Source organism: Dietzia timorensis (assembly GCF_001659785.1).
In the GTDB taxonomy this organism is placed as follows: Bacteria; Actinomycetota; Actinomycetes; order Mycobacteriales; family Mycobacteriaceae; genus Dietzia; species Dietzia timorensis.
Genome location: NZ_CP015961.1, coordinates 1161632 through 1181359 on the forward strand (window position 1 = coordinate 1161632; position 19728 = coordinate 1181359).

Below are 19728 nucleotides of genomic sequence, written 5' to 3' on the forward strand. Positions count from 1 at the left end.
TGTTGACTGTTCCTTCGCGCTTGGAAAGAGGCGGTGATTACAGGACGACGACACCTTCGGCGACGCCGGCGGCCCGCAGATCGCGGTACCAGCGCTCGACCGGGTGCTCCTTGGTGAAGCCGTGGCCGCCGAGCAGCTGAACGCCGTCGAGGCCGATCTTCATGCCCTTGTCCGTGGCGAGCTTGCGGGCCAGCGCGGCCTCGCGAGCGAAGTCCTCGCCCTGCTCTGCACGGGAGGCGCCACGCCAGGTGACCAGACGCATACCGTCGAGCTCGGTCGCGATATCGGCGACCATGAACGCCACCGCCTGGCGGTGAGCGATCGGCTCACCGAACGCCTCGCGCTCCTTGACGTAGGGGATGACGTAGTCGAGCACGGCCTGCGACGTGCCCACGGACAGCGATGCCCAGCCGAGGCGGGACAGGCGGATGATGTCGCGGTAGGCCTTGTTGCGGTCCTCGGCCGAGGTCTCGCCTCCGAGGATCGCCTCGGCGGGAACGTTTACCTCGTTGAGGTTGATGCGGCCGATGCCGGCAGCACGAAGACCCATCGACGGATCGGCCTCGACGACGAGGCCGTCGGTGTCGGATTCGACGATGAAGAAAGCTGGCGCGCCCTCGTACTCCGCGGCGACGATGAAAAGCTCGGCCGAATCGGCGATCGGGACGAGGGACTTGACGCCGGTCAGCGAGTAGCCGCCGGAGGTCTTCTTCGCCTTTGTCGTGAGCTCGAAGGGGTTGAACATCGGGGTCGGCTCGTTGACGACCACGACGGCACCCGGAACGTTCTCGGAACCGAACGCCGGCAGGTAGGTCTTCTGCTGCGACTCGGAGCCGAACTGGCTCAGCGTCGCGGCGACGGAGCTCGGCGCGAGGATCGGCAGAGCGAGCCCCATGTCACCGTAGGCGAGCGCCTCGGCGACAAGGGAGTTGGTGACGACGCCGCGCTCGGTGGCGACACCCTCGTACTCCTCGGGGACGTTGATCATCGTCACGCCGATCTCGGCGGAACGCTCGACCAGCGGCTCGGGAGCCTTGGCGGCCTCGTCCGCATCGTGCGCTGCGGGGCGCATGACGTCGGTCGCGAAGTCGCGCACCGTCTCCTGGATCATCTTCTGCTCGTCCCCGAGGGACAGATCGAAAAGATCGGTCCGCGGGGTGTCGGGAAGAGGATTCGGCTTATTGCCGCCGGAGACCTTCTTGAAGGAGCGGTTGGCCGCGCCGAGGGTCTTGAAACCGGTCTTGGTGGCCTGGTAAGTGACCCGATCGACCGGCTTGCGGAGTCCGTACTTCTCTGCGAAGTCGGAACCGGCCACGGTGGACAGCACGCGCATCGCTGCGCCGATCGCGTCGACCTTGGTCGGGTTCTTGCCCGGGGTGGAATTCTTCTTGTTGCTCATCGTCACCAGCTGTTCTCGTTCGCGGGTGGAAACTGACGTCCTTACCTTACTCGGTAGTAGGGTTTTTTACACAAACCTGTGCCGTGTCCACGAGAACAGCGAAGAAATTACCCCCCGGCGAGAAGTTCCACGGCCTGCTCGACCGCGCCGGGCCTGCCGGCGACGAACCAGTCGTATCCGGCGACCTCGACCACCGATGTCCGGCCGCCCGCGCTTTCTACCAGCGCCTTTCCGGGAAGCCAGTCCCATTCGGGGCAGGAGTGCTGGCACCACACCGAATACTTGCCCTCCGCCACGGCGGCGAGGTCGAGCGAACCGGAACCCAGCATTCGCATCGTCGCCGCCCCCTGGCTCACACGGCGGAAGGGCTCCGCGAGGTCTGGTTCCGACAGAAATGGGGGGTGAAGATATGTGGCCAGGCAGCCGTCGGCAAGATCGCCGGGGGCGAGCGGACGGAGCGGTGTCGCCCCGCGGCGGGCGGAGATCTCGCTGCCGCCGACCCACGTCTCGCCCGTGGCGGGGCGGTGGATCGCGCCGAGGAGATATTCGTCCGGGCCCGAGAGCGCGACTGCCGAGCACCAATAGTCGGAGCCGGAGACGAAGTTGTAGGTCCCGTCGACCGGGTCGACGGCCCAGCGCCGCTCGTTTTGCGCCTCCACCAGCGAGCCTTCCTCGCCGAGGATCCCGTCGCCGGCGCGGTGACGACGCAACAGCGAGGTGATCGAGTGCTCGGCGGCGCGGTCGGCCTCGGTGACCACGTCGCTCACCGAGGTCTTCTGCTCCACCTCCAGCCCGCTCTCGCGGAGATACCGTGCCACGCGCCCCGCTTCGGTGACGGCGAGAGCGGCGAGCTCTCCGTCGTCATACTCGATGGAAGGTGCGTGCTGGGGGATAGGTGTGGTCGATCCAACCGTAGCCATGGACCCGACGCTACCCCCGCCCGGCAGCGGGAAGGTTGTCGCTGTATGACGTCGGAGGAAACTTCGCGCAAAGCCTCCCGTGGCCTGCATGGTTCGGGGGCCTGAGGGTTTGGCCGGGTAGCATTGACGCCCATGCAGGCCGACATTTCTTCCGATATCGCGGATATGGATTCGACGCTCACCACCGTCGAGAAGGTGATGGACGTCGAGGAGCTGGCGGCGCGAGTCGACGAGCTGGAGCAGAAGGCGTCCGACCCGGAGCTGTGGAACGACCCGGACCACGCCCAGCAGGTCACCAGCGAACTGTCGCACGTGCAGGCCGACCTGCGCCGTGTCCGCGGCCTTCGCCAGCGGCTCGACGAGTTGCCGCTGCTGTTCGAGCTGGCAGAGGAGGAAAGCGACGACGCGCTTTCGGAGGCTCATTCCGAGCGTGATGCGCTCCGCGCCGACATAGAGGCGATGGAAGTCAAGACCATGCTGTCGGGTGAGTACGACCAGCGCGACGCGGTGGTCAACATCCGCTCGGGTGCCGGTGGCGTCGATGCCGCCGATTTCGCCGAGATGCTCATGCGCATGTACATCCGCTGGGCAGAGAAGGCCGGACACAAAGTCGAGGTGTACGACACCTCCTACGCCGAAGAGGCCGGGATAAAGTCCGCGACGTTCGTGGTGCACGATCCGTACATGTACGGGACCCTGTCGGTGGAGCAGGGCACGCACCGGCTCGTGAGGCTGTCTCCGTTCGACAACCAGGGCAGGCGCCAGACCTCCTTCGCCGAGGTCGAGGTGCTTCCGGTCGTGGAGCAGACCGACTCGATCGAGATCCCGGAAAACGATATCCGTGTCGACGTCTACCGCTCCTCCGGCCCAGGCGGGCAGAGCGTCAACACCACGGACTCGGCGGTGCGGCTCACCCACATTCCCACGGGCGTGGTGGTGACCTGTCAGAACGAGAAATCTCAGCTACAGAACAAGGTCGCGGCGATGAAGGTGCTGCAGGCCAAACTGCTCGAGCGCAAGCGCCAGGAGGAACGCGCCGAACTCGACGCCCTCGGCGCCGGGGGTAACGCATCGTGGGGTAATCAGATGCGTTCTTATGTGTTGCACCCGTACCAAATGGTCAAGGATCTGCGCACCGAATTCGAGGTCAATAACCCCACCTCCGTGCTCGACGGGGACATCGACGGATTCCTCGAAGCGGGTATCAGGTGGCGCATGAGGGACGACGACTAGTAAGCACGAGGGACGGCACAGCCGCGTCGTTTGTGAAATGCGGGGGTAGTAAAGACACATCATGCTGACACTTGATTCAGGTTTCGACTCGATGCTCTTCTGGCTCAGGAATCAGGGCCTGGAGATCGTCCTCATCGTCATGATCGCGATGATCGCCACGCGCATCATCAAGAAGGTCGCGAGGATGTGGACCGGCCGCATCGATAACCGTCACGCCGAGAGCGACAATCTCGTGCTGTCGGAGGACTCCAAGCATCTGCACGCGCTCGTGCAGGTCGTCTCGTATGTGGCGATCGCGCTGGTCTACGTGCTGGCGGTCGTCCAGATTCTGCTGCGCTTCGGCGTCAACCTCGTGGCGTTGGTCGCGCCCGCCACCATCCTCGGCGCGGCGATCGGTTTCGGCGCGCAGAAGATCGTGCAGGATTTCCTCGCGGGCTTCTTCATCATCGCCGAGCGCCAGTACGGTTACGGCGATACGGTCACCATTGACGGCGGCACCACGGTGTCCGGCACGGTCGAGGACGTCACCCTACGCGTGACCAAACTGCGCACCATCGACGGCGAGGTCGTCACGGTGCCCAACGGCCAGATCGTCGGCACGACCAACCAGTCGCGCGACTGGGCGCGCTCGCTCATCGACGTGCCCGTCCCGGCCTCAACGGATATCGGCGAGGCGCAGGAGGCGCTTCAGGAGGTCTGCCACGAGATCGTCGACGACCGTTACATCAAGGACTTCCTGCTCGACGAGCCGACCGTGATGGGCGTCGAGTCGATCAACCTCGACGAGACCGTGATCCGCATCCTCGTGCGGACGCTGCCGGGCAAGCAGTGGGAGGTCTCCCGCCGCATGCGTTCGGTCATCTCCCGCCGCATGCGCGCGCTGTCCAAGGCCGGCGCCGGCGAGCAGAGCAGCTAGGAGGATTTACGGTGGCAGACGATAAAGATTTGAACGGCAAGAACACCGAACCCGCCTCTGACGCCGGACGTACCGATCCTGCAGGAGACGGCGCGACGCGCGGCGACAGTATCGATGAAACCCGGCCGATGCGGAAGATCACGGGAAACGAGAACCCCGTAGACGCGAAGGACGACACCGGCGCCGCCGATACCTCTACCGAGGCCGACGACGACCCGTGGGATCCGCAGGTAACCCACGAGCCGGGCGACGGCGAAGTAGGCGAGGGACACGGGCCCGCCGGGCACGAGAGCGAGGAGCACGAGGAACTCGACTGGGGCGAGCGGTGGAAGATCACCCGCCAATTCGTGAGCATGTCGCGCTCGTCGGCGATCCTGATGATCTCGTTCCTCCTCGTTTTGCTTCTGTACTTGTGGGTCAAGGAGGATCCGCTGGTGACGGTGCCCGCGAACGATCCCGCGGAGGCATCGGAAACCGCCGACCCCTCGGCGACGACCGAGCCGACCGGCGAGTCCTCGGCGACGGAGACTTCGGAGGCCGAGCCGACGGGCACCCAGGACGCCAGCACCGCGCCGACCGGCGCCGAGTCGGCCGAACCCACGGCAGGTAACCAGGGCGCGGGCGATTCGCAGGTGCCCACCCAGGGCAACACCGGACAGAACGGATCGCAGACCGGCGGCACGGGCGACTCCGGCACGAATACCGGCGACGGCACCGGCGGTACCGATGGGACCGGAGGCCAGACGGGTCAGGGCACTCAGGGCGACGCCTCCGGCCAGGGTGCCGAGGGCGGCACGGCGCAGGGCGCCGACACCGGACAGTCCGCGGGAACCGCAGAATCCGGGGGAACGGGCGCCGCCTAGAATCGAACCCGAAGTTCGTGCTTGGCATTCGCCGCCTGTAGTACTACGGTGGATCTTCTGCCCGCACGGGCCGAAGCAACCGAAGGGAGGGCGAAATGTCCAAGACCAAATCGAAGAAGAAGGGCGCGTCCTCGCTCGGGCGGGACGGCTCGATCGTCGCCTCGAACAAGAAGGCGCGGCACGAGTACACGATCCTCGATACATTCGAGGCCGGCGTGGCGCTCGTGGGCACGGAGATCAAGAGCATGCGCGAGGGCAAGGCTTCGCTCGTCGATGCCTACGCGACGATCGATGCAGGCGAGGTGTGGCTCCGGGGGCTCCACATCCCGGAGTACTCGCACGGCTCGTGGACGAACCACGCGCCCAAGCGCGCCCGCAAGCTTCTGCTGCATCGCCGCGAGATCGACCAGCTCTTCGGCAAGACGCGCGACGGCAACGCCACTCTCGTGCCGCTGTCCCTCTACTTCAGTCAAGGCCGGGTCAAGGTGGAGCTCGCCATCGCCCGCGGTAAGCAGATCCACGACAAGCGCGAGACCCTCCGCCGTCGCACCATGGAACGCGAGGCTGTGCGCGAGGTCGGCCGCCGCATCAAGGGCATCCCGGGATGACGACGGACGGTCAGCTCCTCCAGGACGCCACCCGGCTCCTCGCGTCGCTGACTGGACGCCCGGATGCGCAGCTGCGCGACGGCCAGTTCGAGGCGATCGAGGCCCTCGTCGCCGAGCGCCGCCGCGTGCTGGTCGTTCAACGCACCGGCTGGGGAAAGTCCGCGGTGTACTTTCTCGCGGCGAAGCTCATGCGTGCGCAAGGGCGCGGTCCCTCGCTCATCGTCTCGCCGCTGCTCGCTCTCATGCGCGACCAGGTCGCCGCGGCCGCCCGCGCTGGGGTTACCGCGCGCACGCTCAACTCTGCCAACGCCACCGAATGGGACGAGGTCCACGCCGAGCTGCGGGAGGGTACGGTCGACGTTCTGCTCGTCTCTCCCGAGCGATTGACCAACCCGAACTTCCGCGACACGATCCTGCCCGAGATCATCTCCGACACCGGCATGATCGTCGTCGACGAGGCGCACTGCATCTCCGACTGGGGCCACGACTTCCGGCCCGACTACCGGCGCATCAGCTCCATCATCCGCGAGCTGCCCGCCGGCACGCCGGTGCTCGCGACGACAGCCACCGCGAACTCGCGGGTGGCCCGGGACGTCGCAGAGCAGCTCGGTGATGACACCCTGGTCGTGCGCGGTGAGCTCGCCCGCACCTCGCTGCGGCTCGGGGTGGCGCCGACGACGCGATCGGCGGCCTCGCGCATCGCGTGGCTCGCCGAGCACCTCGGCGACTTCAACGGGTCGGGCATCGTCTACACGCTTACCGTCGCCGCGGCCGAGGACACCACGTCCGCGCTGCGCGACGCGGGGTGGGACGTCGCCGCGTACACCGGAGGCACCGATCCCGACGAACGCGAACGCCTCGAGGGCAAACTCAAGAACAACGAACTCAAGGCGCTCGTGGCGACGTCCGCCCTCGGCATGGGATTCGACAAGCCCGACCTGGGTTTCGTCATTCACGTCGGCGCTCCTTCGTCTCCGGTGTCGTATTATCAGCAGGTCGGGCGTGCGGGACGTGCGACGTCATCCGCGGATGTGCTGTTGCTGCCCGGCGCGGAGGACGCGGAGATCTGGGAGTACTTCGCGACCGCGTCGATGCCCTCGCAGGAGGACGCCGAGGCGGTACTGCGTGCGCTCGAGGCCGAGGGCACGCTGTCGGTGCCGGCGCTGGAAACGCGCGTCGGAGCGCGACGAAACCGGCTCGAACTGCTGCTCAAGACGCTCAGCGTCGACGGCGCGGTGAGGCGCGTGCGCGGCGGCTATGAATCGACCGGCGCCGGCTGGACATACGACGCGGAAAGATACGACGGGGTGCTCGCGGTGCGCCGCGCCGAAGCGCGTGCGATGGAGGACTACGAGGCCACCGGCGAGTGCCGCATGCGGTTCCTCACCGAGATGCTCGACGATCCGAACCCACGCGACTGCGGACGTTGCGACAACTGTAGTGGAGTGTGGTGGTCCGGCGAGGTGAGTGAGGATGCCGAGCGCACCGCCCGCCGCGCCCTCGCCGCAGTGGGACGAGTGATCGACCCGCGAGCCCAGTGGCCCACGGGCATGCCGAACCTCGGCGTCGAACTCAAGGGAAAGATCCCGCCGGGCGAGCGGGCAGAACCCGGACGGGCGATCGCACGCCTCACCGACCTCGGGCCTGGGCAGCGGCTGCGAGAGTTCCTTTCCCCATCCGCGGATGACGGCGACGTTCCCGAAGATATCGGGAAGCTGTGCATACAGGTGCTGGCCGAGTGGCCGTGGGCTCAGCGCCCCGACAGCGTCATCGCGGTGCCGAGCACCCGGCGGCCGCGGACGGTGCGCTCGCTCGCCGCGAAGCTTGCGGCGACCGGCAAGCTCGACGACCTCGGCGACATCACGCAGGTCCGCGAGCACGGCGGGCCCGACGTCAACAGCGCATTCCGGCTGCGCGACGTGCACGGAACGTTCATGCTGAGCCCGGAGCAGGCCGAGGCCGTCGCGGGCCGGACCGTGTTGCTCGTCGACGATGTCGTCGCAAGTCGTTGGACGCTGACGATGTGCGCCCGGGAGCTGCGGCTCGCAGGGGCGGAGGCCGTGCTGCCGTTCGCGCTGGCCATTCGGGGATAATCCGCGTGGAGGCCGCATACGAACTTGAAACGGGAGCGGGTGACGATGAAGATCTACGGATTCAACTCGTACGGAGGGCCGGAGGTCGAGGAGTTTCTCGACGTTCCGGAGCCGGTGTTGCGTCCGGGTACCGTGCTCATCGAAACCGTCGCCGTAGGCGTGAATCCGGCCGACATCAAGGTGCGTTCCGGTGCGCGGCAGGCGGGATTTCCCGTCGAATTCCCCATGGCGATGGGGCGAGAGGCCGCCGGGATCGTCGTCGATTCGTGGCGTTCTCCGAAGAGCGAGGAGTTTGCGGCTGCGCGCGTGCGGCCGGGACAGCCAATTCCACCGGCCTTTCCCGTGGGCGCGACAGTCTTCGGTTCGTGCGCCGAGGGGGTCGGCGCGTTGGGGGAGCGCACGCTGCTTGAAGAATCCAGTGTCGCGGGAGCGGTGTCGGGGTTGAGCCTCGAGCGCGCCGCGTGCATTCCCGTGGCCGTCGGCACCGCGTTCGACGCGGTGAGCGAGCTCGATATCGGTCACGGCGAGAATGTCGTCGTGCTCGGAGCAGGTGGCGGAGTGGGAATCCATGCGGCGCAATTCGCCGCGATGGCCGGAGCTTGCGTTTTCGGTGTAGCCAGCGAGGAGAAGAAGGACTTCGTCGAGCTACGCGGCGTTCGCCACGTACCGTCCGGGCCCGGTCTGGCCGAGCGCGTGAGCGAAGCGGTGCGCAATGTCAGTGGGCCTTCGCGCGTCGATGCTTTGATCGACTGCGTCGGCGGGGACGCGCTGCGCGAGCTCGCGGCGCTGGTGGATAGATCGGCCGGCGGCAACGGTCGCAGCAGGCGGATCCGGAGCCTCGCAGACAAGGAGACTGTCGCCGAGGTGGGCGGATCCGGTGTGCGCAGGCGGCGCACGTCCGAGGTGTTCGGCGACATCGCCGAGCGCGCGCGGCGCCGGGATTTCGAGATTTCGTTGTCCGACGTCATCCCATTTGGGAATGCGCACGACGCCATGCGCGTTGTCGAAGGTGGGCACGCACGCGGAAAGATCGTCGTGACGTTCCCGAAGGGCGAAACTCCATATCTTGCCGAAGGCTCTGACGTGGAGTAGAGTTCACTCTCCTGGCCACTTGTGGTCGGGCCTACGGGGCTGATGTGGTTTCGACTGTGTGAGTTGACGTAGGGGAAGCGTGCCGGTGCAGGCCAGAGACCACCGTTAAGCGTCATGGCAACCAATTAAGCGCCGATAACAATCAGCGCGACTTCGCACTCGCTGCCTAATCAGCGACTGCAAGTCTGTCAGCCCGGGGTCGCCCTCGCCCCGGTTCCTGGCATCAGCTAGAGGGATTACCGTTCGAGTTGGTCACGGGCTCGTTCGGGACATCTCACAGTGACTGGGATCGCCTTCGCCGACTAGTTCGCGGGTTGGCGAGATCCGAGTAACGGCAGTTAGCGAACTGCGCACGGAGAAGCCCTACCGATGCTGCACAGGACCGGGGTTCAATTCCCCGCAGCTCCACCGCAGTGAGAGACCCCCGGTTTTCGAGCCGGGGGTTTTCTCGTTTCCGAGATGTCCGTAGGTCTACCGGTGCGAATAGGCTGCTCGGTCGCTAATTCTCGCCTGACCACGAGCGAGAGCAGCTAACATTCTTCTCGACGCCCACTGACCGATTGAGCGCGTACGCGTTCGAGCACGACGTTCGAGGATCAACACATTTATGGAATCCACCGATCTTGCCGCCCACCTCTCGCAGCGGTTCGGGCTCACCGATCTTGTCGAGATCGGACACGGCGGGATGGGAGTGGTGTACAAGGCATTTGACCCGGCGCTGCGTAGGCATGTGGCGGTGAAGCAGCTGTCGGCAGGTGCCGTCGGAGCGGACACCGACGATTCGGGCGGACGAAATGCCGCTCTCGCACGCTTCAACTCCGAGATGCAGATGGTGGCGAACACGCGGCATTCGGCGATCGTGTCCATCCATTCCTCGGGCGTGACCGACGCCGGTTCGGTGTACTTCGTGATGGATTATGTTCCTGGGCAGACGCTGGCCGACGAAATTCGCCGCAGGCGGGAACGCGGCGAGCCGTTCACCGTCACGGAGACAGTCGCGCTGCTGCGGCCCATCGCTTCTGCGCTCGACTATCTCCATCTTCGGGTCAAGCCGCCAATCGTTCACCGGGACGTGAAGCCCGGAAATATTCTCGTGCCCGAGGAGCACTCGAGTTTCGAGGCCCGCAGCCTTCTCACTGACTTCGGGATCAGTCTCACGCCGGACGAAACACGTATGACGACCCTCGACATGATGATCGGCACAGAGGCGTACACGGCGCCAGAGCTGTATCCGGGCCGTTCGCACGGAGCCGATACGTCGCAGCATAATCAGCCGACGGCATCCAGCGATAACTACGCGCTGGCTCTCATCGCGTTCGAGATGCTCACCCTCAACACCCTCAAGGACACGATGTCGACAGGGGAGTGGCGAGGCGAAAGACCGATGCCGCGGTTGCGTGAACTCACCGTAGCGGCGAGCGAAAATGGCGTCCGCGACGAACTGTCAAGCGTTTTCTCAAAGGCGTTCGCGGAGGCGCCGGCGTATCGGCATCCGACGGCGAGCGCGTTTATCGACGCATTGTCGGGCGCCGATTCCGCCCAGGCCACGACGCGCACCCACGTCCCGCCGTCAGGTGACCGTGCGACCAGGCAATACGTGCCGAACAGCGCACCCATGCCCATGCAGCCGAATTACGCGGCGCCACCTCCTCACTACTCTCAAAGGCCGATGCAGCGACAAAGTTCGGTCGGAACCGTCGTCGTCGCGTCGCTGGCTACACTGCTCGTGCTGCTGCTCGTGGCGGCCGCGGCGGCATGGTTCCTCGTCTTCCGGCCGTCTTGGTCCGATGCGGATGCGAAGATCGCGGACGCGTTCCCGGGCATCGTTTCCGACCGCGAAAACGGTTCCGGGTGGAAGGGGCTTACCTGCGGGTCGCGAGAACCGAGCGAGGGGCAGGATGCGCGGATCGTGTGCGCGAGCGAAAGCGCGTCGGTGGTGGTCGCGGACTACGGTAGCCGCGAGAACCGGGACTCGCGCGTGAGTTTGACGGACCCCGAAGGGCTCGGAAACGACGCGTGCACGATCGCCAGTGCCGAGGTACCAGGCTCCGAGCGACCGACGTACGCGCTTCTGCCAGAGGGCAATCTCGACCGGTTTGCGCTGTTGATCAGCAGCGCGAACGCGAAATCCGATCGGCTGGAACTGCCCACATGCTGATCGCCGAGCTTTCTAGCCTCGACTGGAGGAGACGATGACCGCCCCGCGACCTTCCAATCACCCCAATGGCGCCCCCTTCGAAGGGTGGGACGAGCCGAGGCGATCACGCGGTCCGCTCATCGCCTCGATCGTTCTGGCCGTAGTCATCGTAATCGTTGTCGCCGCCGCAATCGTGTGGTTTGTGACGGACAAGCGAGATTCCGATTCTCTAGCTGATGATCCGAGCTTCGCCGTCACGACAAATGAAGAGGCCGCGTCGAACGAGCAGAACACGGGGGCGGCAGACGGATCGACCACGACGACCGAGTCCGGAAACACGACTGTCACCGAGACCGTCGAACCCACGACGGCACCGAGTGGACCGATGGACGGCGCGGGTGCCGGCCGCTCGAACTACCCACTCATATCGGGAGTGCCGGCGTCTGCACAGGTCGTGCCCGAATGCGACGGGCGAGGCGTGCTCATCGTCCAGTCGGTCATGGGCAATAGCGGTGACGTCGCGGGCGAGATCAACGCCGCGCTGGCGGGCAATCCCGGAGCCGTCGTCTACCCGCCCGGGGTGTGCCCGTCGATCCGCGGCGAGTCGGGAGGTGCTCAGATCTACGCGGTCGTGCAGGACTTTGGCGACAACTTTGACGCGCTCTGCTCGGCGGAGGCCACGGCCGGCGGCGACACGAACGCTCTCAATGCGCGGCGGCTCGACCGCTCGACCAACTGGGAATCTCCTTGCTAATTCCGCACTGCCGGGATCGTTCTGGTTCAGGCGGTCTCGTGCTTCGCGGGGCTGCGGAGACGGACGATCTGCGCGAGGACAGCGAGAACCGGGAGTTCGACGAGAGGGCCGACGACGAGCGCCACCGCGATGAGCGGCCTGTCCGGGAATGCCGCAACGGCGATCGCCAGCGCGATGGGGGAGTTGCGGGCGGTGGTGGTCATCACCAGCGCGACGCGCTCCGGGCCGGGGGCGCGCAGCAGGCCCGCCGTCATACTTGCCAGTAGTGGTGCAAGCACGAAGAAGATCGCGAGCGGCGCGAGAAGTTTCCAGAACACCCCTGCATTGTCGGCGACCTCCTGCGCCTGCCAGGCGAACATTCCGGCGACGGCGAGGAGAAGCAGCGGCATGACGGCGAACGCCGCCGCATCCGTGAGGCGCTGCGTGCCTCGGGCGGGGTCAGGTATGCGGCGGGCGAGGGCGCGCAGGACGACCGCCGCCGCGAGCGGCACGACCAGCACCAACAACACCGACTCGACAAGTGTGGTGAGTTCGATGGCGGCGGATTTCCCGCCGAGTAACAACACGTATATCGGCAGCAACGCGAGCTGGAGCACGAGGTTGACCGGTAGCAGGGCGGCCGCGACGCCGGTGTGCCCGCGCGCCATCGAGGTGAAGACGAGATACCAGTCGGTGCACGGAGTGACGAGAAGGAGGAGTAGCCCGATGCGCAGGTCGGGTTGATCGGCGAGCAGCCACGACCCGAGCGCCCACGCCAGGAGCGGTGTGACCACGAAGTTGAGCACCAGCGAGGCCACCACGACGGGCTTGGCGTCCCGCACCTGCCCGACATAGGAAGGATCCATCTGCACGAACACTGCGGTGAGCATCGCCACGAGGCAGGGAAGAACGAGATACTCGCCGAAGTCTCCGACATCGGTGGCCAGGCCGACCGCGATGCCGGCCAGAGCGGCGAGCGCGACGAGAACTCCCTGCAGTCTCTCCGCCCACGACATCGCCTCGCTGCCCCTTTCGCGCTCGCTGTATTCAGGCTATACGGGCGCCAGCCTGGGGAGCGGCTGAGGGATGAGCGGCCGGAAACAAACATTTACTGAGTATCGGCTCTGAAGTTTCCCTTGAATGGTACTGGGAACTAGGCTCGTGAAAGCGAAATGCGTACTGTCGTTAGATGACAAATCCACTACCAGGTGGATGTGAAAGCACAGCGCTTGCCACCCGGGCCGCGCCGAAGAAGGGTTTGAGGAATACGTGAACACGAAGTCACAGAGCGCCACGAGCAAGGCGTTGAACGGATCGTCGTCCCGAGGCATGTGGATGACGCTGACGGCCATCGCCGGCATCATCGTGATCGCGGTCGTCGCCGTGGTCGTCGCCGCGCAGAACGAAATCGGGCCCTTCAAACGGGAGGCCGTGTCCCTCAATTTCGCCGAAACCGCGGACCCGCAGATTTCCATCTCCGACCAAGGTGCTGTCACCGTCGGTAATCCGGATGCGCCGAAAATCGACGTGTGGGAGGACTTCATGTGCCCGGCGTGTGGGCAGATGGAGCAGAAGTACGGCGAGCAGCTCACCGAGGCTATCACGGCCGGGGACCTGCAGGTCGTCCATCACTACGTCAACTTCCTCGACCAGCAGTCGGCACAAGGCGATTACTCGACGCGGATGATCGCCGCGTCCCAGTGCGTCGCGGTCAACGAGGACCTCCAGACCTACCTTGACGCGCGCTCGACATGGTTCACCAACCAGCCGGCCGAGGGCGGCGGAGACCGCACGCAGTCCGAGATCGCCGAGGACGCCAAGTCCGCCGGCGCCGGCGACGAGTCGACCAAGTGCATCGAGGGCATCGGCGCTGAGGGCGGCGATAACCTCGACAAAGCTTCGGAGACCGCTACCGTCTCGCAGCAGGCGCTTCAGGACTCCAAGTTCGACATGGCGACGCCGACTGTGGCCAAGGACGGCGAGAAGCTCGAAATCGGTGACCCGACCTGGATCCAGAAAGCGATGGCCGCGTAACACCGGCGATGACGGCGGACCTCGCGTCCGCTCGGCGGGCGGGGCGGTTCCGAGGATGGAGCACCCCGCCCGCGATTTGGCTCGCGCGATCCGCCTGTTGTAGAGTTTTTCGAGTCGGCATCGGACCGACTTAAGTAAATACGGGGCTATGGCGCAGCTGGTAGCGCACCTCACTGGCAGTGAGGGGGTCAGGGGTTCGAATCCCCTTAGCTCCACCGAGAATCACGTGTCGGCCCACCGGAAATCCGGTGCGCCGACACTTTTTTGTACCTATCGAGTCCTGCTTGTTCCGCGCTCAAAGGCCCGCGAATGCGCGGCCGCTATGAGGGCCAACTTCGTCCGGCGTCATACTGGTTGCATTGACTAAATGCGGAAGGTGGGAACGCAATGAGGGAGAACGCGCCGGATAAGCACGACGCCACGACCGTGAGCGATGCGACCTGGGCGGTGCATGGCGGCAACCGAATCGACTCCGATTCTGGGGCGGTGCGCACGCCGATCGTCATGGCGAATTCCTATCTGCTTCCCGAGGATCCGTCCGGCATGGACTGGTCCACGGCCGATCGGCTCGTGTACACGCGCAATGGCGCGCTCAATCAGTCCGCGCTGCAGGACAAGCTTGCCGCGCTCGAGGGCGGTGAGGCGGCGGCGGTGTTCGCGACCGGCGTCGCGGCACTGCACGGCACGTTCTTCACGCTGCTGCGCCCTGGCGATCACGTCGTCGTCTCCGACGTGACCTACGAGGCGGTGTGGCGCCTGTTCGACGAGCTGCTGCCCGAGCGGATGGGAGTCGAGGCGACGTTCGTCGATGCCTCCGATCCGAGCGCAGTGGCCGTGGCGATGCGCGAAAACACCAAGCTGGTGCACGTCGAGGTCATCGCGAATCCGACCACGAGGGTCGCCGATATCGCGGCCCTGGCCCAGATCGCCCATGACGGCGGAGCCCTGCTTTCGGTCGACTCCACCTTTACGCCGCCGCCCTTGTACTGTCCGCTCGCGGACGGCGCGGATCTGGTGATCCATTCGTTGACCAAGTACATCAACGGTCACGGTGATGCCATGGGCGGCGCGGTAATCGGCGGGTCCGAACTCGTGGCACGGGTGCGCGGGGATGCGATTGTCGACGTCGGCGGCATCATTTCGCCGTTCAACGCGTGGCTGATCATGCGCGGCTCGGTGACTCTGCCGCTGCGGCTGCGCCAACACGTCGAGTCGGCGGCGAAGGTCGCGCAGTGGCTGTCCGAGCAGGACGCTATCGCCTATGTGGCCTACCCCGGTCTCGAGTCGCATCCGCAGCACGAGCTCGCGCGTCGGCAGTTCGGCGATTTCGGATTCGGCGGGGTTCTCGCGTTTGCGCTCGACGGCGACAGCGATCTGCAGAACCGCTTCGTCGCCGCGCTTCGTATTGCCACCTCGGCGGTGTCGATCGGGCACGACGAGACACTCATCGTGCACGTCGGGCCGTCCGGCCGTGGCGGAGCCGAGCATTACCCGGAGGAATTCCAGACCTTCGGGCACCTCCGGTTGTCGGTCGGTCTTGAGGATCCCGATGATCTCATCGCCGACTTCGAGCAGGCGCTGGACGCGTGTGCGAATAGTGCGAGCGTTTCGCCGAGGCCATACGCATGACTGTTTTTGCTGTTTCGCGACGTCTTTATGTCGCTGTGTCGCGTGGGACGATACAGCGCACGTCCATGGCCTGGTTCTAGGAGCGGCCGACGGCTCACCTCGGAAAATGGTGAGTTTCTATAGATTATTCGTGGTGGCTGGCTCGGTACCCATCCCACTGCGCCGTTAGGGGGCGCAGTACGCCGGTTGTGCCCCGGGATCCCTGATTGCTTCGCTGTTGCGGTAAGCAGCGTTGCACTGGCAATTTGATAAGAGCCCGTGACATGACAGATATCGATCTGTTACATTCCTAGAGGAACTTGTACCCCCTGGAGCAGAAGTAGCTCTATGAAGGATGGAAATGAAGCACAATCCAAACGAAGTGACAGTCGCGGACCTCGCCAAACGGATCGGGTATGTCAGCGATTCCACAATGGCTCATCGCCATTCCCAGAGGGATAACGCGGGTAGGCGTCGCACCTCCGTTAGCGTCCTCGCCGGGGCGGCAATCGCCGGAGGGGCGGCGTTTGCTGCGAGTCCGATTGCGGCTGCGCAGTCGGCCGAACTTCCAACGTCAGACCAGGTTCAGCAAGCTGCAGGTCAGATGGCCAACGATTTCCTCGGCGACGAGCTGGTGCCGGTAGTCGAGGAGTATGGCGACGTTGCTGGCGCAGCTGGAGTGGATCTGGGCTCATTTGGAGACGCTATTCCCGGGGGTGCGGCGCATGCTCCGACAGTGGGCGCGGTGACTTCAAGCTTCGGACCGCGGTGGGGTACGTTCACCAACGGAACAGACTTCGGTGCTCCAATTGGCACACCTCTTTACGCGGCGAAATCGGGAGTTGTTGAAGAGGCCGGTCCCGCATCCGGGTATGGGTTGTGGATCCGTATTCGCACCGACGAGGGTGAGTTGCTTGAATACGGCCACAACAATGAGAATTTTGTGCAGAAGGGCCAGCGAGTGCAAGCGGGCGACGTAATTGGCACTGTGGGCAATCGCGGTGACTCGACTGGTCCCCACTTGCACTTCGGCGTGCAGGACGCTGGTGGTAACTGGACAGACCCGGTACCGTGGCTCGCGCGGAATGGTGTAATCGTCTAGCTGGTCGCTGTCAAATGACTGAGCCCTTCCCCGGAGGGGTACCTCGCCACTCTACGGGAAGGCACTTGCGTGTCAGGGGCAAGTATATCCGGCCACGATTGGCAATTCGATTGGACTCGGAGAGTCGTTAACGGTATGTAGTCGTAGGCGAACTTATGGCTACATACGCTAGTTGAAGACGACGGCGGAACGGGCCGTGATTGTAATCGCTATTTAACGATATCACCGCCATGTGTCGAACAATGAGGTTTTTGAACCCTCTCCGCCGGCTGTCTCTGGAGATTTGCTTGCTGCGCTATTTCATGCCTTGGCGGAGTCAACGAGGTTGGCGGTTCTCGAGCACTTGTCTAATGGCGAGCTTCGAGTTCGTGATCTCGTAGAGCATATAAATCTTGCGCAGTCCACTGTGAGTAAGCACCTCTCGTGTTTGCGCAATTGTGGGCTTGTAACAGTCCGGGCAGAGGGTAGGGCCTCCTGGTTTTCCATTGCAGATGAAGAGCGGTTGGGCACTCTCTTGGCTTCTGCGGATTGCTTGCTCGTTAATTCAAGAGTGAGCTTGTCACTGCGGGAGCATCAATTGCACAGCAATCAGCAAGATGCGACGGGAGTCGAGCCGTAATGAGTGCGGAATCTTCCCGTGGACATAGTCACTCGTCCCTTTCGGGCTCAGGATCTCGTCGCCGATTGGCTATTGCTTTTGCGATAGCGGCGATCATTGTGCTTGCGCAGGCTGTCGGCGCGGTATTAACGGGGAATCTCGCGCTGTTGACAGACACGGCGCACGCTCTGGTGGACGCATCGGGACTACTCGTTGCCTTCATAGCTGCAACGGCGATGCTTCGGCCTGCAACTGGTAAACGGACCTGGGATTTTGCCCGAATTGAGGTCGTGGCAGCTCTGGGACAAGCAACGCTGCTATTGGCCATGGGCATTTACACCGCTGTCGAGGGAATTGCTCGACTGTATCTACGCACGGGGTGTTCGTGTCGGCCGTAAGGGGCACCTCGAGCAGTGCGTTCAGCGTCCACGCCAGATGCGGGTCGGCGAGGCGATCTCGTACCGAATCTGGTGTCCCTCGGGCACGGCCACCGCGATACCGCAGTCCCGCAAACACGCCAAGTGGTTCGACACATTGGAACGTGTCAATTCCACCCCCGGGCGAGTTCTGCCGGGTAGGATGCTCTATCCAGCAAGGTCAATAGGATTCGAGAGCGGGTCGTATCGGCCATCGCTCGACCCAACCGGTGCATCACGTCCACACGAGAAGCAACAGTCAATACCGAATGAACTATACAGCAGATACTGAACCATCTGCGATGGCCGAAGAGAAGAAAGGGGACTACGAAATAAAGGGGGCACCGTGCGATCGTAGAGACCTGACAGTAGACGCGAGATACCGGCGGATAGGTCGGCGCTGCCGATGCGGGAAGAAGCTCGTTGCTCACGTCATGGTCGACGACGCTCGATAGTATAAGGGCACGGGATGGCCTGTGCGGACTGTGGATGTGTAGTCGATCGGTGCATGATCGTGCGTACCTGTGATCGATATCCAGATTGCTGCTGCCGCGACGTGCAAGTTGACGATGCGTTGAGTGGCTAGAGCTGTTGGAGGTGATTGCTTCACGGCGAGGAGGCTGGAAACCGACCCTTAGGGGAGGTCAGAGTGTCGCCATTACGTGCAGCATTCTCGAGGTTCCGTCCGGCTGGTGGCTCGGTTGGACGTCTTGCTGTCGGCGCACGCAGGTCGGGCCACCGCAGCCTCGCCCCTTTTGGTCAGGATGGGGTCGCGATGCCAGCTGTCAATGGCCAGTTTGGTAGCACACGAAGTGACAGATCTGTCGGGATCGTGATCATTCGCTGTACGCAAAAGCCCGCGTCCGATATTGCCTGAGGTGTGTTTCTGTCCAGGTGACAGTTGGCGGCGTACTTTCTCATCAATGGGGTGAGTATGTGCTGGGCTCTACTTCTAAGGCCGACGCCGACATGGTGTTCAAGGAACACAAGGTTCCCTTCTGGCTTGAGAACTCTCCGGATTTCAGTGAGTGTTCGGTCGAGTTCAGGGACAGAACACAGCACTAGGGTTGAAACGACTGTGTCGATCGTGTGTGATGCTGCTGGGATAGCTTCGGCTCGCCCGTCGACAATCGAGAATAGTCCCGGGTGCTGGGCGGTGTATACGCGACCGGACAGTATTTTTCGCATGGCTTGATAAGGCTCAACGAGAGTGACATGCTCGACTCCGGTATAAAAGCTTAGATTCGTTCCGGTGCCTGGCCCGATTTCGATGACGGTGCCCGACGCGTGCCGAAGAAGTGACGAGCGCACGTTTTCGAGTTTGCGCTCAGAGCGCGCATTCGCCGAATCGTAGGCGCGAGCAAAGCGTCGCGAATGTTCATCCTCGCGGATAGGTGCAAGAGTCTCGTCTGGTGACATTTTAGATACTCCTCGCGTTCTGTCGGCGTGCACTATTCTTGACACCCCAAGCGACGCGGGCTCATTTTCGTCCGACCTGTCCCCTCCAAGATACAAGTTCAGATCTCACTGTGGAGGTGTTCGACGCATACCCAGGTGCATGGGCCGAGGCGAAACACTGAGGACTGCTGCGAAATTCGGAGACACCCGCGGCTGCGTTGTCAATCTGGCGGTCGGGTTCTTGATGGTCTCGTATCCAACGGACGCCAAGAGGCCTAGTTGAGCTTGCTGACCAAACCGCCGACTGCTCGTTCGCCCTCGCCCAACGCGAGGATGACCCGGATACGGATAAGAGGGAAAGCACCTCTGCAGCGACTTCTACGTAGGCTCTATCAACACCGACAGCGTATGACTGCACATCGTCGTTCATACGAATACAACTAGGATGCTGCGCAATCAGGTTTGCCGCGTCGCCAGAGTAGTGGGCGCCTTGTAATCCTATAGCGTTCTAAGTGAACCGCGTGTAAGTGTTCGTGGTGGCCAGCCCCGTGCTGGCCACCACGAACACTTACAGGCGA

Annotated in this window: 17 protein-coding genes, 1 tRNA gene, 1 other RNA gene and 1 pseudogene; 15 read left to right on the plus strand and 5 right to left on the minus strand. The window is 64.0% G+C overall.

Annotated elements, in window-relative coordinates; genetic code table 11:
- Window positions 1–37: 37 nt before the first annotated feature.
- A complete protein-coding gene (locus BJL86_RS05320; RefSeq protein ID WP_067474915.1) occupies window positions 38–1399 on the minus strand; it encodes an acyl-CoA dehydrogenase family protein in 1362 nt (453 codons plus the stop codon).
- A gap of 107 nt (window positions 1400–1506) precedes the next feature.
- The gene (locus tag BJL86_RS05325; protein ID WP_067474918.1) at window positions 1507–2319 is read right to left on the minus strand and encodes an inositol monophosphatase family protein; all 813 of its coding nucleotides are present in this window, start codon (window positions 2317–2319) and stop codon (window positions 1507–1509) included.
- Window positions 2320–2451: 132 nt separating this feature from the next.
- On the opposite strand from BJL86_RS05325, the gene prfB reads away from it, so the two are divergent.
- The 9 genes from prfB to BJL86_RS05370 all read left to right on the plus strand — a co-directional run bounded on the left by prfB (window position 2452) and on the right by BJL86_RS05370 (window position 12015).
- On the plus strand, window positions 2452–3552 hold the full coding sequence (gene prfB, locus BJL86_RS05330) for a peptide chain release factor 2 (protein ID WP_067474921.1): 1101 nt from the start codon (window positions 2452–2454) through the stop codon (window positions 3550–3552).
- Between the two features lie 61 nt (window positions 3553–3613).
- Window positions 3614–4468 (plus strand): mechanosensitive ion channel family protein, encoded by an 855-nt coding sequence (locus BJL86_RS05335; RefSeq protein ID WP_067474924.1) that lies wholly within the window; start codon window positions 3614–3616, stop codon window positions 4466–4468.
- Between the two features lie 11 nt (window positions 4469–4479).
- The gene (locus BJL86_RS05340; protein ID WP_067474927.1) at window positions 4480–5331 is read left to right on the plus strand and encodes a hypothetical protein; all 852 of its coding nucleotides are present in this window, start codon (window positions 4480–4482) and stop codon (window positions 5329–5331) included.
- Window positions 5332–5426: 95 nt separating this feature from the next.
- The gene (gene smpB / locus BJL86_RS05345; RefSeq protein WP_067474930.1) at window positions 5427–5939 is read left to right on the plus strand and encodes an SsrA-binding protein SmpB; all 513 of its coding nucleotides are present in this window, start codon (window positions 5427–5429) and stop codon (window positions 5937–5939) included.
- Window positions 5936–8032, plus strand: a complete 2097-nt coding sequence (locus BJL86_RS05350) for a RecQ family ATP-dependent DNA helicase (protein ID WP_067474933.1) — start codon at window positions 5936–5938, stop codon at window positions 8030–8032. The genes smpB and BJL86_RS05350 overlap by 4 nt, the downstream gene beginning before the upstream one ends.
- 24 nt (window positions 8033–8056) lie before the next feature.
- Window positions 8057–9124 carry a zinc-binding dehydrogenase gene (locus BJL86_RS05355; protein ID WP_231887222.1) on the plus strand — a complete coding sequence of 356 codons (1068 nt, stop codon included), beginning with the start codon at window positions 8057–8059 and terminating at the stop codon, window positions 9122–9124.
- Window positions 9125–9159: 35 nt separating this feature from the next.
- Window positions 9160–9535: a transfer-messenger RNA gene (gene ssrA / locus BJL86_RS05360) on the plus strand.
- A 196-nt stretch (window positions 9536–9731) separates the two neighbouring features.
- Entirely contained in the window at window positions 9732–11282 is a 1551-nt protein-coding gene (locus tag BJL86_RS05365; RefSeq protein WP_067474938.1) for a serine/threonine-protein kinase, read from the plus strand.
- 34 nt (window positions 11283–11316) lie between these two features.
- The gene (locus tag BJL86_RS05370) at window positions 11317–12015 is read left to right on the plus strand and encodes a hypothetical protein (protein ID WP_067474941.1); all 699 of its coding nucleotides are present in this window, start codon (window positions 11317–11319) and stop codon (window positions 12013–12015) included.
- 26 nt (window positions 12016–12041) lie between these two features.
- On the opposite strand, the gene BJL86_RS05375 is transcribed toward BJL86_RS05370, so the two are convergent.
- Window positions 12042–13010 carry an arsenic resistance protein gene (locus BJL86_RS05375; protein ID WP_067474943.1) on the minus strand — a complete coding sequence of 323 codons (969 nt, stop codon included), beginning with the start codon at window positions 13008–13010 and terminating at the stop codon, window positions 12042–12044.
- Between the two features lie 253 nt (window positions 13011–13263).
- On the opposite strand from BJL86_RS05375, the gene BJL86_RS05380 reads away from it, so the two are divergent.
- The 6 genes from BJL86_RS05380 (at window position 13264) to BJL86_RS17545 (ending at window position 17734) form a co-directional block, all read left to right on the plus strand.
- Complete coding sequence (locus BJL86_RS05380; RefSeq protein WP_067474946.1) at window positions 13264–14028, plus strand: DsbA family protein; 765 nt, start codon at window positions 13264–13266, stop codon at window positions 14026–14028.
- Window positions 14029–14170: 142 nt separating this feature from the next.
- Window positions 14171–14243: transfer RNA gene (locus BJL86_RS05385), tRNA-Ala, on the plus strand.
- A gap of 172 nt (window positions 14244–14415) precedes the next feature.
- Complete coding sequence (locus tag BJL86_RS05390; RefSeq protein WP_067474949.1) at window positions 14416–15657, plus strand: trans-sulfuration enzyme family protein; 1242 nt, start codon at window positions 14416–14418, stop codon at window positions 15655–15657.
- A 334-nt stretch (window positions 15658–15991) separates the two neighbouring features.
- Window positions 15992–16738, plus strand: coding sequence for a M23 family metallopeptidase (locus BJL86_RS05395; protein WP_231887223.1), 747 nt, complete (start codon window positions 15992–15994; stop codon window positions 16736–16738).
- A 232-nt stretch (window positions 16739–16970) separates the two neighbouring features.
- A complete protein-coding gene (locus BJL86_RS05400) occupies window positions 16971–17357 on the plus strand; it encodes an ArsR/SmtB family transcription factor (protein WP_075844864.1) in 387 nt (128 codons plus the stop codon).
- On the plus strand, window positions 17357–17734 hold the full coding sequence (locus BJL86_RS17545; protein WP_082908531.1) for a cation efflux transmembrane domain-containing protein: 378 nt from the start codon (window positions 17357–17359) through the stop codon (window positions 17732–17734). The genes BJL86_RS05400 and BJL86_RS17545 overlap by 1 nt, the downstream gene beginning before the upstream one ends.
- Here the strand turns inward: BJL86_RS17545 and BJL86_RS05410 are convergent.
- Window positions 17703–17988 (minus strand): annotated as a pseudogene (locus BJL86_RS05410) (ArsR/SmtB family transcription factor); the annotation flags it as partial. The gene BJL86_RS17545 and the pseudogene BJL86_RS05410 sit on opposite strands and share 32 nt — an antisense overlap.
- Window positions 17989–18511: 523 nt before the next feature.
- On the minus strand, window positions 18512–19171 hold the full coding sequence (locus tag BJL86_RS17840; RefSeq protein ID WP_075844865.1) for a class I SAM-dependent methyltransferase: 660 nt from the start codon (window positions 19169–19171) through the stop codon (window positions 18512–18514).
- Window positions 19172–19728 lie beyond the last annotated feature (557 nt).